11 protein-coding genes are annotated in these 15,209 nt (G+C 50.1%); 6 read left to right on the plus strand and 5 right to left on the minus strand.

What is annotated here, in order from left to right:
- Positions 1–72: 72 nt before the first annotated feature.
- Positions 73–426, plus strand: coding sequence for a hypothetical protein (locus tag AC2UZI_RS09090; RefSeq protein ID WP_486943485.1), 354 nt, complete (start codon positions 73–75; stop codon positions 424–426).
- Positions 427–469: 43 nt separating this feature from the next.
- On the opposite strand, the gene AC2UZI_RS09095 is transcribed toward AC2UZI_RS09090, so the two are convergent.
- The gene (locus AC2UZI_RS09095) at positions 470–1,942 is read right to left on the minus strand and encodes a SulP family inorganic anion transporter (RefSeq protein WP_486943486.1); all 1,473 of its coding nucleotides are present in this window, start codon (positions 1,940–1,942) and stop codon (positions 470–472) included.
- 306 nt (positions 1,943–2,248) lie between these two features.
- On the opposite strand from AC2UZI_RS09095, the gene prmB reads away from it, so the two are divergent.
- Together prmB and AC2UZI_RS09105 are read left to right on the plus strand one after the other, a co-directional pair.
- The gene (gene prmB, locus AC2UZI_RS09100; RefSeq protein WP_486943487.1) at positions 2,249–3,172 is read left to right on the plus strand and encodes a 50S ribosomal protein L3 N(5)-glutamine methyltransferase; all 924 of its coding nucleotides are present in this window, start codon (positions 2,249–2,251) and stop codon (positions 3,170–3,172) included.
- A complete protein-coding gene (locus tag AC2UZI_RS09105; protein WP_486943488.1) occupies positions 3,165–5,081 on the plus strand; it encodes an ATP-binding cassette domain-containing protein in 1,917 nt (638 codons plus the stop codon). Before prmB ends, AC2UZI_RS09105 begins: the two co-directional genes overlap by 8 nt.
- 72 nt (positions 5,082–5,153) lie before the next feature.
- Here AC2UZI_RS09105 and AC2UZI_RS09110 read toward each other — a convergent pair whose 3' ends face one another.
- The 4 genes from AC2UZI_RS09110 to purN form a co-directional block, all read right to left on the minus strand.
- On the minus strand, positions 5,154–7,445 hold the full coding sequence (locus AC2UZI_RS09110) for a UvrD-helicase domain-containing protein (protein ID WP_486943489.1): 2,292 nt from the start codon (positions 7,443–7,445) through the stop codon (positions 5,154–5,156).
- Positions 7,442–8,665 (minus strand): DesA family fatty acid desaturase, encoded by a 1,224-nt coding sequence (locus AC2UZI_RS09115; protein ID WP_486943490.1) that lies wholly within the window; start codon positions 8,663–8,665, stop codon positions 7,442–7,444. Before AC2UZI_RS09115 ends, AC2UZI_RS09110 begins: the two co-directional genes overlap by 4 nt.
- Before the next feature lie 98 nt (positions 8,666–8,763).
- Positions 8,764–10,143, minus strand: coding sequence for an RsmB/NOP family class I SAM-dependent RNA methyltransferase (locus AC2UZI_RS09120; protein ID WP_486943491.1), 1,380 nt, complete (start codon positions 10,141–10,143; stop codon positions 8,764–8,766).
- 32 nt (positions 10,144–10,175) lie between these two features.
- Positions 10,176–10,823, minus strand: coding sequence for a phosphoribosylglycinamide formyltransferase (gene purN / locus AC2UZI_RS09125; protein ID WP_486943492.1), 648 nt, complete (start codon positions 10,821–10,823; stop codon positions 10,176–10,178).
- 47 nt (positions 10,824–10,870) lie between these two features.
- Between purN and AC2UZI_RS09130 the strand changes: the two genes are divergently transcribed.
- The 3 genes from AC2UZI_RS09130 to lspA are packed head-to-tail and all read left to right on the plus strand — an operon-like array spanning position 10,871 to position 15,201.
- A complete protein-coding gene (locus AC2UZI_RS09130) occupies positions 10,871–11,836 on the plus strand; it encodes a bifunctional riboflavin kinase/FAD synthetase (protein WP_486943493.1) in 966 nt (321 codons plus the stop codon).
- On the plus strand, positions 11,826–14,663 hold the full coding sequence (gene ileS, locus AC2UZI_RS09135) for an isoleucine--tRNA ligase (RefSeq protein ID WP_486943748.1): 2,838 nt from the start codon (positions 11,826–11,828) through the stop codon (positions 14,661–14,663). Before AC2UZI_RS09130 ends, ileS begins: the two co-directional genes overlap by 11 nt.
- Positions 14,656–15,201 carry a signal peptidase II gene (gene lspA, locus AC2UZI_RS09140; protein ID WP_486943494.1) on the plus strand — a complete coding sequence of 182 codons (546 nt, stop codon included), beginning with the start codon at positions 14,656–14,658 and terminating at the stop codon, positions 15,199–15,201. The genes ileS and lspA overlap by 8 nt, the downstream gene beginning before the upstream one ends.
- The last annotated feature ends 8 nt before the right edge of the window (positions 15,202–15,209 follow it).

The raw sequence follows: 15,209 nt of genomic DNA on the forward strand, positions 1-15,209 counted from the left end.
GTTTTCTGAATAGTCTTTGCAAGTTACGCGCTACACTCAAGTGTTATATAAACACTGTCTACACCACTCAAAATGAAAATTAACCTCAGGTGTATCACGTCACTTATCGGAACCAGCATCTTCTCGGCGTCATGTCACGCTACGCCTATCCACGACAGCTCTGGAACAGAGAACTTTGTAAAAATTGCCGCGACGCTGCGAGCTGGGGCAGAGCTGTGCAATGCGTACACGCTTGCTGAGCTGGATGAATTACGTCAGCAGCAGCGCAAAACGGCTGCTGAAATGGGAATGCTCCCTGATCGATTCGATGAGGTGTTTGAAAGCCGCTATCAAGACACTCGCGCCATGTTGGCAAACACCACTCAAAGCGAGATGGATGAAATATGCGAGGACATAGACGGCTTTCCGATCGATCAATGGCGTTGATTTAGCCCATAGAGTAGCCTAATTTCCAATATGGTCGTGACGATCAAACACTTTCGTGACTTGATAATAACTTCTTGGGCTCCGATGCCAAGCGAAGAATCAAACGCCTAGAGTCTTTATTTAAGCCGTAAAAATTCACACGTATCTGTTTAGCAGTTAATTTACTGTGAATTTTTTCAATACTTTCAATCGCCGTGATGTCCCAAACATGCACACCCGAAAAATCAATCGTTACCGCCTGAACGGGTTCGTTAAAGTCAATACTGTCCACGAACTGGTTAGCCGAGGCAAAAAATAGCTGTCCTCGTACCGTATAGATTCGTGTGCGACCATCCGCAGAAAGGTAGTTATAGACCTTAAGAATATCCACCACTTTATTGGCAAAAAACAAAGCTGATAATAAGACCCCAACCAACACCCCTTTAGATAAGTCGTGGGTCCAAACGGTTACAACGACCGTTGCCAACATGACAACGCTTGAGCTTTTAGGCTGAATGACCAGCCCTTTGAGCGACCCCCAGTCGAAGGTCCCAATGCTTACCATGATCATCACCGCCACCAAGGCAGCCATCGGTATTTGCTTAACCCAATCACCTAAAAACACAATCAATAAGGCCAAGAACACCCCAGCACATAAGGTTGAGAGGCGCCCCCTACCCCCAGCTTTCACGTTAATGACCGACTGACCAATCATTGCGCAACCCGCCATCCCACCTAAAAAACCGGTAGCAATATTCGCTGCACCTTGACCGGTACACTCGCGGTTCTTATCACTAGCTGTATCCGTCATGTCATCAACAATCGATGCGGTCATCAGAGACTCTAATAAGCCAACCACCGCCAAGGCTACCGAATAAGGGAAAATAATTTTAAGGGTTTCGAAGTTCCAAGGAATATCTGGAAACAGAAAAACGGGAAGCGTGCTCGGTAACTCACCCATGTCGCCCACCGTACGCACGTCAATACCAAACGCCAACGTCACGGCTGTTAGCACCACAATGGTCACTAGCGGCGAAGGCACCGCTTTGGTGACATAAGGCAGCAAATAAATAATGCCTAAGCCCGCGGCCGTTAACGCGTACACATGCCACGTAACGTTAATAAGTTCAGGTAACTGTGCCATAAAAATCAGAATCGCTAAGGCATTCACAAATCCCGTCACCACCGAACGAGACACAAAACGCATCAGCCCGCCCAACTTAATCAACCCCGCAAGCACCTGAAGACAACCCGCCAAAATGGTCGCAGCGAGCAAATACTGCAAGCCATAATCTTTCACCAAGGTCACGATGACCAAAGCCATTGCACCGGTGGCTGCAGAGATCATTCCCGGTCTTCCCCCAGCAAATGCAATGATAATGGCGATACTCATCGATGCGTACAAGCCCACCTTAGGATCAACGCCCGCAATAATAGAAAACGCAATCGCTTCCGGAATGAGCGCTAAAGCCACCAACAAGCCAGACACGATGTCGCGCCGCGCATTGAAGAGCCAAACAGTTTTTAAGTTGGACATGCAGAAACCTTAGTCTGCACAGTAGGTCATGGCTAAACCTAATAGCGGTCTAACCATGTCACCCACCATGCATCAAGTAACAGTGAAATAAGAAGAATAAGGGAGAGAGTAATCGTTACATGGTAGCGCTTAATTAAATCACACTGATTTATTTTTATTATGTACAGGCCGAATTCTAACATGCCCCTTAATACGTCTTTTGTCTCTACACAGCGGCGCCTTGGACGCTTACAATACATGATCCGCATGTCACACTGACACCCGCGCCCCACTCTGTGCTTTCTTTACTCCTAGGATATCTGCCTCGTGCCCACAACGTCATTTCAACAGGAATGCAGCTCTGCAGTTGATGAACTCCGCTCGTTACGCGATCTACTACGCTGGACCCTTAGTCAGTTCTCTGCGCACGAGCTGCGCTTTGGACACGGAAGTGACAACGCATGGGATGAAGCCGTTTACCTGCTCCTTCACTCACTACACTTGCCTTTAGATACGCTTGAGCCTTTTTTAGAAGCCAACACCACTCGAGCCGAGCGAGAGCGTTTTGTTCACCTCGTGTCACGACGTTGCACCGAACGCGTACCGGCAGCCTACTTAACCAACGAAGCCTGGTTACAGGGTTTTCGCTTCCGTGTTGACGAGCGTTGCATCGTTCCACGCTCACCCATCTCAGAGCTACTTGTTAAACAGCTCGACCCTTGGGTTGAAGATCCGGAGATGGTAGACAGTGTACTCGACCTATGCACGGGCACTGGGTGTTTAGCCATACTAAGTGCCCTAGCTTTTGAAAATGCCTTAGTCGACGCCGTTGACCTTTCCAAAGACGCCTTAAGCTTGGCTCAAGAAAATATTGATGACTACCAGCTCAACGACCGAGTTACCGCGATAGAAAGCGATCTTTACAACGCCCTACCTGATACCCAATACCAAATCATTATCAGCAACCCGCCCTACGTGAACGAGCACTCGATGCAGGATCTGCCTGAAGAGTATCAACACGAACCTACCCTTGCATTAGCTGGCGGTACCGACGGCATGGATCTGGTGCGCCGAATTCTGGAAGGTGCTCCAGACTTCCTCGCCCCTAAAGGCCTACTTGTGCTTGAGATTGGTAACGAGTATCAAAACTTCATTGAAGCATTCCCCGAACTCGATCCCGTGTGGCTAAGCACCGAAAATGCAGAAGATCAAATTTTACTGTTAACACGGGAGCAGCTCTGCCGTGATTAAAGCCACACAACTCTCGCTCCGTCGAGGAGTTAAACTTCTGCTGGATAATGCCGACTTCGCCATCAACCCAGGGGAGCGTGTCGGTATCGTTGGTAAGAACGGAGCAGGAAAGTCCACCCTATTTGCGCTATTAAAGCACGAGATAGAGGCTGACTCTGGCTCATTAAGCATGCCAGAAAGCTGGCGAGTCGCAAGTGTTGAGCAAGAAATTACCGATCGTGAGCGAGCCGCACGCGAGTTCGTAATTGATGGGGACGTACAACTACGCCGTATTCAACAGCAGCGTCAAGCCTGTTCCGATAATGAAGGGGACCGCATTGCCGATCTTGAGAACCAGCTCATCGAAGCCGACGCTTGGACTGCCCCCTCTCGGGCTGAGCAACTGCTGGCCGGTTTAGGGTTTAAACCCGAGCAATGGATGCTTCCCGTTGGAGAGTTTTCCGGTGGTTGGCAGATGCGTTTGGCATTGGCTCGCGCGCTAATGGCCCCCTCTGATTTACTGCTACTGGATGAACCCACCAACCACTTAGATCTCGATGCCATGCTTTGGCTTGAGCGCTGGTTAACGAGCTATCCGGGCACGGTTATTGTGATCTCGCACGACACTGAGTTCTTAGATGCGGTGGCAAAAAGCATTTTGCACTTTGATCAAGAGAAACTCGACCGCTATCGTGGCGGTTATAACGACTTTTTAAGCCAACGAGCCGAGCGCTTGCGCCAAACGCAAATAGCACACGAGCGTCAAGGACGAGAAACAGCACGCTTACAAGCTTTTATTGACCGTTTCAAAGCCAAAGCTACCAAAGCCAAGCAAGCCCAAAGTCGAGTAAAAGCCTTAGCCCGCATGCAAGAGTTAGCCCCTTTGCGAGCTGACTCGGCACTTACCATCCGCTTACCCACCCCCAGCTCAATGCCCGACCCGTTAATTACCATTAACGAAGCCTCGTTAGGGTACGTAGGAGCAGACACTCGCATCATTCTCCAAAACCTTAAACTTGATATCCGTGGTGGAGATCGCATCGGTGTGCTCGGCGTCAATGGTGCGGGTAAATCAACACTTATTAAAACCTTAGCGGGCGAGCTTGATCTCGTGAAAGGTCAACTACAAAAATCCAATCGCCTTGAAGTTGGCTATTTTGCGCAACACCAGCTGGACATGATTGATCCCGACGCCTCGCCCATTCAGCACTTAGCAAGAATCGCTCCTGACACGCGTGAACAGGAACTACGTAATTACTTAGGCAGCTTCGCATTCAGTGGCGACATGGCATCAGACACCACGGCGGGCTTCTCTGGTGGAGAAAAAGCCAGATTGGCACTGGCACTTATTGTGTGGCGCAAACCAAACCTACTCTTACTGGATGAGCCCACCAACCACCTTGACGTAGACACACGCGAAGCTTTATCGAATGCCCTTGCCGAATATGAAGGAAGCGTTCTGATCGTCTCCCACGACCGTCAACTATTACGCAGCACCGTGGACGACTTCTGGATCGTAGCCGACGGCGGCGTCCAAGCGTTCGACGGAGACCTTGAGGATTACCGAGACTGGCTTCAGCAGCGAAGCAGCGCCGAACGTAGTTTGAATCGACAAAACTCCAGCCAAACCGAGTCAAACGAACCCGATCGGCGCACACAACGTCGTCTTGAGGCCGAAGCGCGTCAGCGTATCGCAGGCGTAAAACGCCCCCTTGAAAAGGCGCTAAAAGTGATTGAGCAGGATATGGAGAAAGCTGCCTCGCGTATTGCAGAACTTGACGAGCTCATTGCTGACCCTGAGTTTTATTCAGATACGTATAAAGACACCCGCCCCTCACTCTTAGCTGAACATGGCGAGCTCAGCAAAAAACACAGTGATTTAGAGAACAGTTGGCTTGAAACCCAAGAAAAGATAGAACAACTGGTCTAAAAAATATCGGCTGCGCAATACCGCAGCCGATAGTGAGTTTCTTCTCGTAGACAGCCTGACGACTGCTTAATACTACCCTGCCACCACCTCAAGTTTAGCAACACCCAGCGCCAAGGTTTTCGTGCCGATCTCGCGAAACTGAATCTGCGCTTGGGCCTCGTTACCACTACCACTTAGTGTCAAAATAGTGCCTTCACCGAACTTCGCGTGACGCACACCTTGCCCAATACGATAGTGGTTATCACCCACTACTACACCACTGGACATCACCTTTGACGTGTTCGGCACTAAACTTTTACCCGCAGGCGCGTTCCATGAAGCCCCTCGTCTAAAAGCGCCACCCCATCCTCCTTGCTCTGGAGCGGCACGGGGCGTTGGAATACGTGGCGTAAGCCATTTCACATTTTCTTCGGGTATTTCATCTAAGAAGCGGGAGCGCATAGCATAACGGGTCTGCCCGTGCAGCATGCGACTTTGCGCTAACGTAATGTATAAGCGTTGACGAGCTCGTGTCAGGGCAACATACATTAAGCGACGCTCTTCTTCAATACCACCCGGATCACTAAGACTATTATCGTGTGGAAACAAGCCCTCTTCTAAGCCCGTGACAAATACAGCATCAAACTCTAGCCCTTTCGCCGCATGAATGGTCATCAACTGCACGGCGTCTTGGCCTGCTTGCGCTTGATTATCACCCGCCTCTAAGGAAGCATGGCTTAAGAAAGCCCCCAGCGGCGACATCGGCGCCAGCTCAGCGACACCAGGTGCTAGCCCTTCTGCATTTTGACTGCCGGGAACAGCATCTGGAATGCGGCCCGCTGGTAAATCGGAAAAACTTTCCTCACCCACGAACACCGCTGCGGCGTTCACAAGCTCTTGCAAGTTTTCAAGCCGATCCACGCCTTCACGATCCGCTTGGTAATGGGCCAACAAACCCGAGTCGTGCACAACCTGCTGTATCAACTCTGGAAGCGTTAAGATTTGTGCCTCGCTGGCCAACGCCTGAATTAACGAAACAAATGCACTTAGGTTTGTGCCCGCCCTGCCCGTCATGTAAGGCACTGCACGATACAAACTTAGCCCATACTGTTGAGCGTGATCGCCTAATACCTCAAGGGAGCGTGCACCGATTCCGCGTGTAGGGAAATTGACGACACGTAACCAAGACGTATCGTCATTGGGGTTATCAATTAAACGTAGATACGCCAGAACGTGCTTAACCTCTTGGCGTTCGAAGAAACGTTGACCGCCATACACTTTATAAGCAATACCAGAGCTAAATAAGTGATGCTCTAGCACTCGTGACTGAGCATTACTGCGATACAAGACCGCAATTTCGTTATGCGGCCTGCCCTCGTTAATTAGGGCTCGCACCTCGTCCACCACCCATTCGGCTTCAAGTGCATCGGACGGCTGCTCGGTAATACGAATGAGCTCGCCCTCTCCGGCATCTGTCCACAGGTTTTTACCCAGTCGGCTGCTATTCTGAGCAATTAACGCATTGGCTGCCTCAAGTATATGGCCTGATGAGCGATAGTTCTGCTCTAGCTTTACGACATTACCTCGAGCATAATTTCGCTCGAAGTCAGCCATATTACCGACGTCAGCCCCTCTGAATGCATAGATGGATTGGTCATCGTCTCCGACAGCAAAAATCGCGGCACCGCCCCCTGCTAGTAACTTCAACCATAAGTATTGCAGGCGGTTGGTGTCTTGAAATTCATCCACCAAAATGTGCTTAAAGCGCTGCTGGTAATGCTCTCGTATCGGAGCATTACGTTGTAGTAATTCGTAGGCGCGTAGCAATAGCTCGGCAAAATCGACAACGCCTTCACGTTCGCACTGATCTTGGTAGAGCTGATAAATCTCGATTAAACGGCGTCGGTGAGGGTCGTAAGCCTCAACCGCATCAGGACGCAGCCCTTCTTCTTTATTCGAATTAATAAAACGCTGCACGTCACGTGGCGGGAATTTCGTATCGTCGATTCCGCCCGCCTTGATAAGCCTTCTAATGGCCGCTAGCTGATCCGCACTATCCAGGATTTGAAAGCTTTGTATTAGCCCCGCATCACGAAAGTGCGTACGCAGTAAACGATTGCATAATCCGTGGAAGGTACCCACCCACATCCCACGCGCATTAATAGGCAACAACGACTGCAACCGTGTCAGCATTTCACGGGCAGCTTTATTGGTAAAGGTTACCGCCAACAAAGAAAAAGGGCTTAGTTGCTGCTGTTGCATCAACCAAGCCATTCTTGTGGTCAGAACTCGTGTTTTCCCGCTACCCGCCCCAGCCAATATCAACGTATGGTCTGGGGCCTGAGTGACTGCTTTCTGTTGTTGCTGATTTAATCCTTCAATCATGCAGCATATCGGCGCAGTCGTAGCGCAAACTGTTCAAGACTTTCAATACCGCTTTGCTGCGCCCGATGGCACCATGCCTGTAAGTCAGCAAGTAATTGCTCGCTGGATGAGCTGGAGCTTTCCCAAATACCGGCTAGCTCGTGCTGCATGCGCACAACAGTTGATAAAGGGGTATCGTCTTTCAGTACGGTTTCAAGTTCGGCACGTTGCTGGGGCTCTAGCACTTCGTCTCCGCGTCCGATCCATTCGCTACAACGTTTTAGCAACGACCATCTGCTATCAGGGTCTGCCGAGTTATGTGCCAACTTTAAGCGAGAGATCTCTTCTACCGCCGCGTTACGAATAACGTCGGCATAACGTGCCAAGATCTCGTAGCGGTGGGTGATCACCCCTTGTAAAGTCTCAAGGCTAATGGTGTCACCAGATACCACTTTGGACTCGGGTTCAAGACGCAGCTTCGGAGCCACTTTCTTTACGTGTGCCAGCTTCAGAAATTTCAATGCACTGATATAGCACCAGCCTAGATCAAACTCGTACCATTTACTGGAAAACTTCGCCGACGTGCCATAAGCATGGTGATTGTTGTGCAGTTCCTCACCACCAATGATGATCCCAATAGGAAACACATTAGTGCTGGTGTCCGGACTGGCGAAGTTACGGTAGCCCACAGCATGGCCTAAACCATTCACCACACCCGCAGCCCAGAAAGGGATCCAACCCATTTGCACAGCCCATACCGCTAAACCGGCCAAGCCAAACAAGCTAATGTTAATGACTAGCATGATGAGAATGCCCCATAAACTGCGGCGCGAGTAAAGGTTGCGCTCGATCCAGTCATCGGGAGTTCCATGCCCAAAACGCTTCAACGTTTCTTCGTTGGTCGCCTCTAAGCGATACAGCTCGGCACCACGGAAGAAAACCATACCTAAACCGAAGACAACAGGCGAATGCGGATCGCCATCACGTTCACATTTAGCGTGATGCTTGCGATGAATCGCCACCCACTCTTTGGTCACCATACCGGTTGTTAGCCATAGCCAAAAGCGGAAAAAATGCATGACTGCAGGGTGCAGATCCAGACCTCGATGGGCCTGACTACGATGCAAAAACACCGTAACGGAAATAATCGTGATGTGGGTTAACACCAGGGTAATTAATACAACTTTCCACCACTCAAGTTGTAGGACCCCACCAGCGAGGAAGTTCAAAAATGTTTGCATAGACCTTTTACAAGTGATCCATGAGAATAAAAACATCAAAATTCTAGCGCACTTATGCTATATAAGACAGCTATATTTCACTTTGAAGTTGATATAAATCAAGGGCTAAGCGGCTTTCTCTGTAAAACAGCCGCAAAAAAACCATCGGTACCGTGAACATCGGGTCGTAACTTAAGGTACGAATCTTCCATAGTAAGCGATGGCACGCGGGCTGACAAAATAGTATTTACAGGCAACAGTTCAAAATCAGGGTTTTCTGTTAAAAACTGTTGGACTTGATCTTCATTCTCTTTCGCCAAGATGCTACATGTGGCATAAACAAGCCTGCCACCCGGCGCAACACAACGAGCGGCCCTCTGCAATATACTTTGCTGTAAGGCAACGTATTGGTCGATCGCCTCGGGGTGCTGCCTCCATTTAAGATCGGGATTTCGCCGTAAAGTTCCCAAACCGCTACAAGGCGCATCCACTAATACACGATGCGCTTTGCCATGTAGGCGCTTAACACGCTGATCATTTGCCTCGCTAACCACCACCGGCACAATATTTGAGAGGCCACTGCGTGCGAAACGAGGTTTAGCCCGAGCCAAACGAGCTGCCGACACATCAAATGCATAAAGGCGGCCTGTGGATCTCATCATGGCGCCTAATAACAACGTTTTGCCGCCTGCTCCCGCACAAAAGTCGATGATCATCTCACCGCGCTTCGGAGCCATCAAGGCTGTGAGTAATTGACTACCCTCGTCTTGAACTTCTAGCTCGCCTTTTTCAAACTCGGGCCACTTGGCAACGTAAGGACGAGACTCAACACGAATTCCCCAAGGGGAATACGGAGTCTGGACCGGATTAAATCGCTTGGCAGGGCCGGACTTTAGTTGCGCGATCAATTGATCCCTATCGATTTTGTAAGGGTTAGCGCGTAAGTCCAATGTTGCGTTTTGATTTAAAGCCTCAGCCAGCGCCCAAGGGGAAGGCAAGCTCTGAAGCTCGGCCTCAAGCCAATCGGGAAGGCTGTAACGTACACTTTCAGGCAACTGACCTAAGGGAATCGTCTGTGTATGCGCTAGCCACTGTTGCTCGTGCTCGGACAGCGCGCTACTCAAGAACTCCGGCGACACCACGGTAGACAAACCCAATATCGCCAAACGACGACTCGCACTTCCCTGTCCGCTTTCGGCATAGTGGCGATAACGACGCAGATGACGCAACACATCAAAAACAGCATCCGTGACCTCACTGCGATCGCGCGCGCCCATGCCTTTTCTTGCCCGCATCCACTGCGACAAGGTGGCATCTGCGGGCTGTTTCCATTGCAGGATCTCGCCTAAGGCCTGACTAACTTGCTCAACTCGACGTTCAGCAGGTGGCTTAGGTGTGCCGGTATAGGACCCGCCCTTAGTGTCGGTACCCCGTGAAGGACGAGCCGAAGACGTGCTGCGACGGCGATCTGAGCCTCTAGTGGATGAACTTCGAGACATACAAAAACTCACAAAAATAAATAGTAAAGGCCTTAAATAAAGGCTCTTGTAGACACATCACGCACACGAACAACATTGTGCTCGTCAAGGGAGACTCGCCCCTCGGCTAGCCACGCTACGACCTCTGCATAAACACCATGCTCGATAGCAAGCAGTCGTTCAGCTAAGGTTTGTGCCGTGTCGTCATTTAAAATAGGGACCACCCCTTGGGCCACAATGGGGCCACTATCCAGCACCGGGCTAACAAAATGCACGGTACAACCATGCCATTGCATCCCCGCGTCTATTGCCTGCTGATGCGTATTCAAACCAGGAAATAGCGGCAATAACGAAGGATGGATATTAATTAATCGCCGCGCATAATGCCCTACAAAACCCGACGTTAATACACGCATAAACCCCGCTAACAATACATAGTGGGGTTGATAAACATCAATGGTCTTAGCAAGCTCGGCGTCAAATGCCTCGCGGTTCGGGTAATGTTTATGTTCTACTACATGCGTCGTAATGCCGCGCTGTTGGGCCCATTCTATTCCAGCCGCGTCTTTTTTGTTGGATATTACAGCGCAAATTTGTGCATTTATATTGTTTTCGCGTACCGTATCGACGATCGCTTGCATATTCGAGCCGCGACCTGAGATTAAGATGACCAATCGACAAGCTGCTTCGGTGTGCGTCAAAGCCCTTTCCTTAAAAATAATTTAGGCAAAATTGTAAACTCGAGTCTGTGAAATCTGTCTTATCTATTTATCGCACGTTGCCACGGCATAACACCACGCAACCTAGTGCCGTAACCATCGGCAACTTCGACGGTGTCCATTTAGGTCATCAAGCTATTCTTGAGCGCGTCAAACATGAGGCGAATCTACAACAGTTAGCGTCCACCGTAATGACGTTTACTCCCCACCCTCGAGAGTATTTTGCTCAACGCGGGAATCGTCCCGAACTCATCCCCACCCAAATCAGTAGCTTACGTGACAAATTAACGTTGCTAGCAGACCACGGTGCGGAACAAATTGTACTAACAAAGTTCAATCAACAACTCGCCGACATGCAGGCAGAGCAGTTTATAGAACAACTACTCGTGCAAGGGCTTAATACAAAATGGCTACTCGTTGGTGAGGATTTTAAGTTTGGCCACCAACGCAGCGGTAATATTGACACGCTTCGCACGGCTGGCGAAAAGTACGGCTTTATCGTTGAAACCGTCAACGACATCGTCGATGGACAAGGCCGACGCATCTCAAGCAGTGAGTTACGTACGGCATTGGCCGTGGGCAATATGTCCCGTAGCTCTGCACTGTTAGGTAGACCCTACCAACTTAGCGGTCACGTCATTCACGGTCAACGCTTAGGTCGCACCATTGGTTACCCTACTCTTAACCTTGCCGTACCACCGCTTTGCGCTGCTAAATCAGGCGTGTACGTCGTACGAGCACATGGTTTATCCGCGCAAGCATTACAAGGCGTTGCCAGCCTAGGCGTACGCCCCACCGTGACCGAATCGGGCGCTCTTCTGCTCGAAGTTCATTTACTAGACTGCAACATTGATGCATACGGTAAACTTATAAAGATTGAGCTCTTGGAATTTGTCCGAGAAGAAGAAAAATTTCCCAACCTTCAAACAATGATTGCCGCCATCGATAACGATGTGCACTACGCTCGTGAGTACTTCGCCACCCATGGACTATAAAAACACCCTTAACCTACCCGACTCTCCTTTTCCAATGCGTGGAAACCTCGCCAAGCGCGAACCTGCTTGGATTGCTGAATGGGAGGAGGCCCAGCTATACAAAGCCATACGCAACGCAAGTCAGGGTCGTCCAAAGTTCATTTTGCACGATGGCCCTCCCTATGCAAATGGCGACATTCACATCGGCCACGCGGTAAATAAGATACTCAAAGACATTATTGTTAAAAGTCGGAATATGGCCGGCTTCGATGCGCAATATGTGCCTGGATGGGACTGCCACGGCATGCCTATCGAAATCCAAATTGAAAAAAAACACGGTAAGAACTTACCCGTCGCCGAGGTGCAGTCCAAAGCTCGCGCCTATGCCTTAGAGCAAATAGACAGTCAACGAACCGACTTTAAACGTCTGGGTGTGTTAGCCGAGTGGGATAACCCTTATCTCACCATGAACTACAGCAACGAAGCCGATGAACTACGCGTTCTATCGCGCATTATGCAAAAAGGTTTCGTTTTTAAAGGTCTAAAACCAGTTAACTGGTGTTTTGACTGCGGTTCGGCCTTGGCAGAAGCCGAAGTCGAGTACGCCGACCGCACCGACCCCTCTATCTATGTGGCTTTTCCTTTTGCCCAGCCTACCGAATTGGCAACAGCATTTGGCCTAGACAGCGTAAACGAAGGCGCCTTGGCCATCTGGACCACAACGCCTTGGACGATACCGTCCAATCAGGCACTCAATGTCCATCCCGAGGTGGACTACGCTTTAGTCGAACTCGACAACGCCATCGCCACAGGCAAAATGTTACTGCTTGCTGCCGACTTAGTCGAAAGCTGCCTTGAAACGTGGGGGCTTAGCGCTAAGATTATCGCCACCGCCAAAGGCGCTGCACTCGAGAACATCAGTTTTAAACACCCTCTGCATGATGTTGATGTCGGCTACCAACGCTTATCACCAATTTATGCAGCAGAGTACGTCACTCTGGACTCCGGTACCGGGATCGTGCATTCCGCGCCTGCCTATGGCGTTGATGACTTTATTATTTGTAAGCAACACGGCCTAGCCGACGATGACATCCTTAAGCCCGTAATGGGAAATGGTGTTTTTGCTGAAAGCCTAGCGCTATTTGGCGGGCAAATGATTTGGAAAGCCAACCCTATCATTGTGGAAACACTGCAAGCCGCCGGAACCCTGATTAAGGTCGATCAGTACAAGCATAGCTACATGCATTGCTGGCGCCATAAAACACCTGTTATTTTCCGTGCGACAAGCCAGTGGTTTGCCGGCATGGACCGAGACAACAGCTCTGGCAACAGCTTGCGAAGCATGGCGTTAAAGGCGGTGGAAGATACTCAGTTTTACCCCGCATGGGGCCGTGCACGCCTGCATGCCATGATCGCCAACCGACCTGACTGGACCTTATCGCGTCAACGTCAATGGGGCGTTCCAATGGCGTTCTTTGTTCACAAGGAAACCGGAGAGCTACACCCCCGCACACCTGAGCTCATGGAAGAAGTGGCCAAACGCATCGAGAAAAATGGAATCGAGGCCTGGCAAAACCTAGACATTCAAGAGCTACTTGGTGATGATGCTCCCTACTACGAAAAAAACCGCGACACACTTGACGTCTGGTTTGACTCGGGCAGCACGCATGCCACGGTCCTAGGTGGTAAAGACGACCCCGAAATCAAAGGCTCCCATTCTGAACAACTTGCCTGGCCGGCTGATCTGTACCTTGAGGGCTCAGACCAACACCGTGGGTGGTTCCACTCTTCGCTCTTAACCGGATGCATGCTGTACGGACGCGCCCCCTATAAGGCACTGCTCACTCACGGTTTTGTCGTAGACGGAAAAGGCCGAAAAATGAGCAAGTCAGTGGGTAACGTGATTGGCCCACAGAAGATTGCGGACACCATGGGTGCTGAAATACTGCGCTTATGGACAGCCTCAACCGATTACTCGGGTGAACTGTCTATCTCGGACGAAATTCTAAAACGCGTTGTAGAAAGCTATAGACGTATTCGCAATACCTTGAAGTTTCTACTGGGCAACTTGGCTGATTTTGACATCAGCACAGAGGGTATCCCTGTAGACGAACTACTTGAAATTGATCGTTATGCGTTAGCGATGACCTCAACCATGCAACAAGAGCTGCTAGCCAGTTACGAGGTTTACGAATTTCACCCCATCGTTTCCCGTTTGCAGATTTTCTGCTCGGAAGACTTAGGGGCGTTTTATCTGGATGTACTGAAAGACCGTCTGTACACGGCCGCACCAAATAGCCATGCACGGCGCTCTGCCCAAACGGCCCTACACCACATTACGCACAGCTTATTGAAACTGATGGCACCCATTCTTTCCTTTACCGCCGAAGAGGCATGGAAAGACTTACACGGTTCCAACCAGCCCTCAGAAACCATTTTCACTGAAGTATTTCACCCAATACCTGATGTCAATCAACAAGCAGAGCTAGTCGAGAAATGGGCCCGCTTGCGCGCTGTACGCTCTGAGGTCATGCGTCGTATAGAAGACGTACGTAGCACAGGCAAGGTAGGATCTTCTCTTGCTGCAGAGATTGATATTTATGCAGACGGCCATGATTACGATCTTTTAGACAGCCTAAAAGATGACCTTCGTTTCATCATGATCGTTTCTCGAGCCACCTTGCATCGGGGCGAACTCCGAGTTGTGGTTGAGGCAAGTGAAGCCGAGAAATGCGAGCGTTGTTGGCACCATCGCCACGATGTGGGCTCGGACACCGAACACCCTTCCATCTGCGGTCGTTGTGTAGAAAACCTCGTTGGATCGGGTGAAACACGATCTTATGCATAAACCGTTAGCTGAAACCCGCCCAGCACCCGCTAAACGTGAATTTTGGCTATGGCTAACATTCGCTGCGGTGCTGGTCGTGGCAGACCAACTTAGCAAAAACTATTTCAATGCCAAACTGCTGTATGCCGAACGTTGGCATATCTTGCCTTTTTTCGACTTCACGCTGCTCTATAACCCCGGTGCGGCGTTCAGCTTCTTAGCCGATGGCGCAGGTTGGCAGAAATGGTTTTTTGTTGGTATTGCGGGTATTGCCGTCACCTTAATCGTCTATTGGTTACGACGACACCCTGAGCAACGCGTGTTTTGCACCTCGTTGAGCTTAATTTTAGGCGGTGCAGTCGGTAACGTCATTGACCGTCTCTTGCACGGCCATGTTATCGACTTTTTGCTTTTTTATTGGAAAGATTGGTATTTCCCAGCCTTTAACGTGGCTGATGTGGCAATCACTTGCGGTGCAATACTATTGATTTTGGACGAGTTTACGCGTCTACGGCGCCAGCGCATCAACGACGATGCGTCTGAGTCAGACCATACCTAAGAGTCTAT

The sequence above is a fragment of the Paenalcaligenes sp. DL 463 genome (assembly GCF_057475185.1).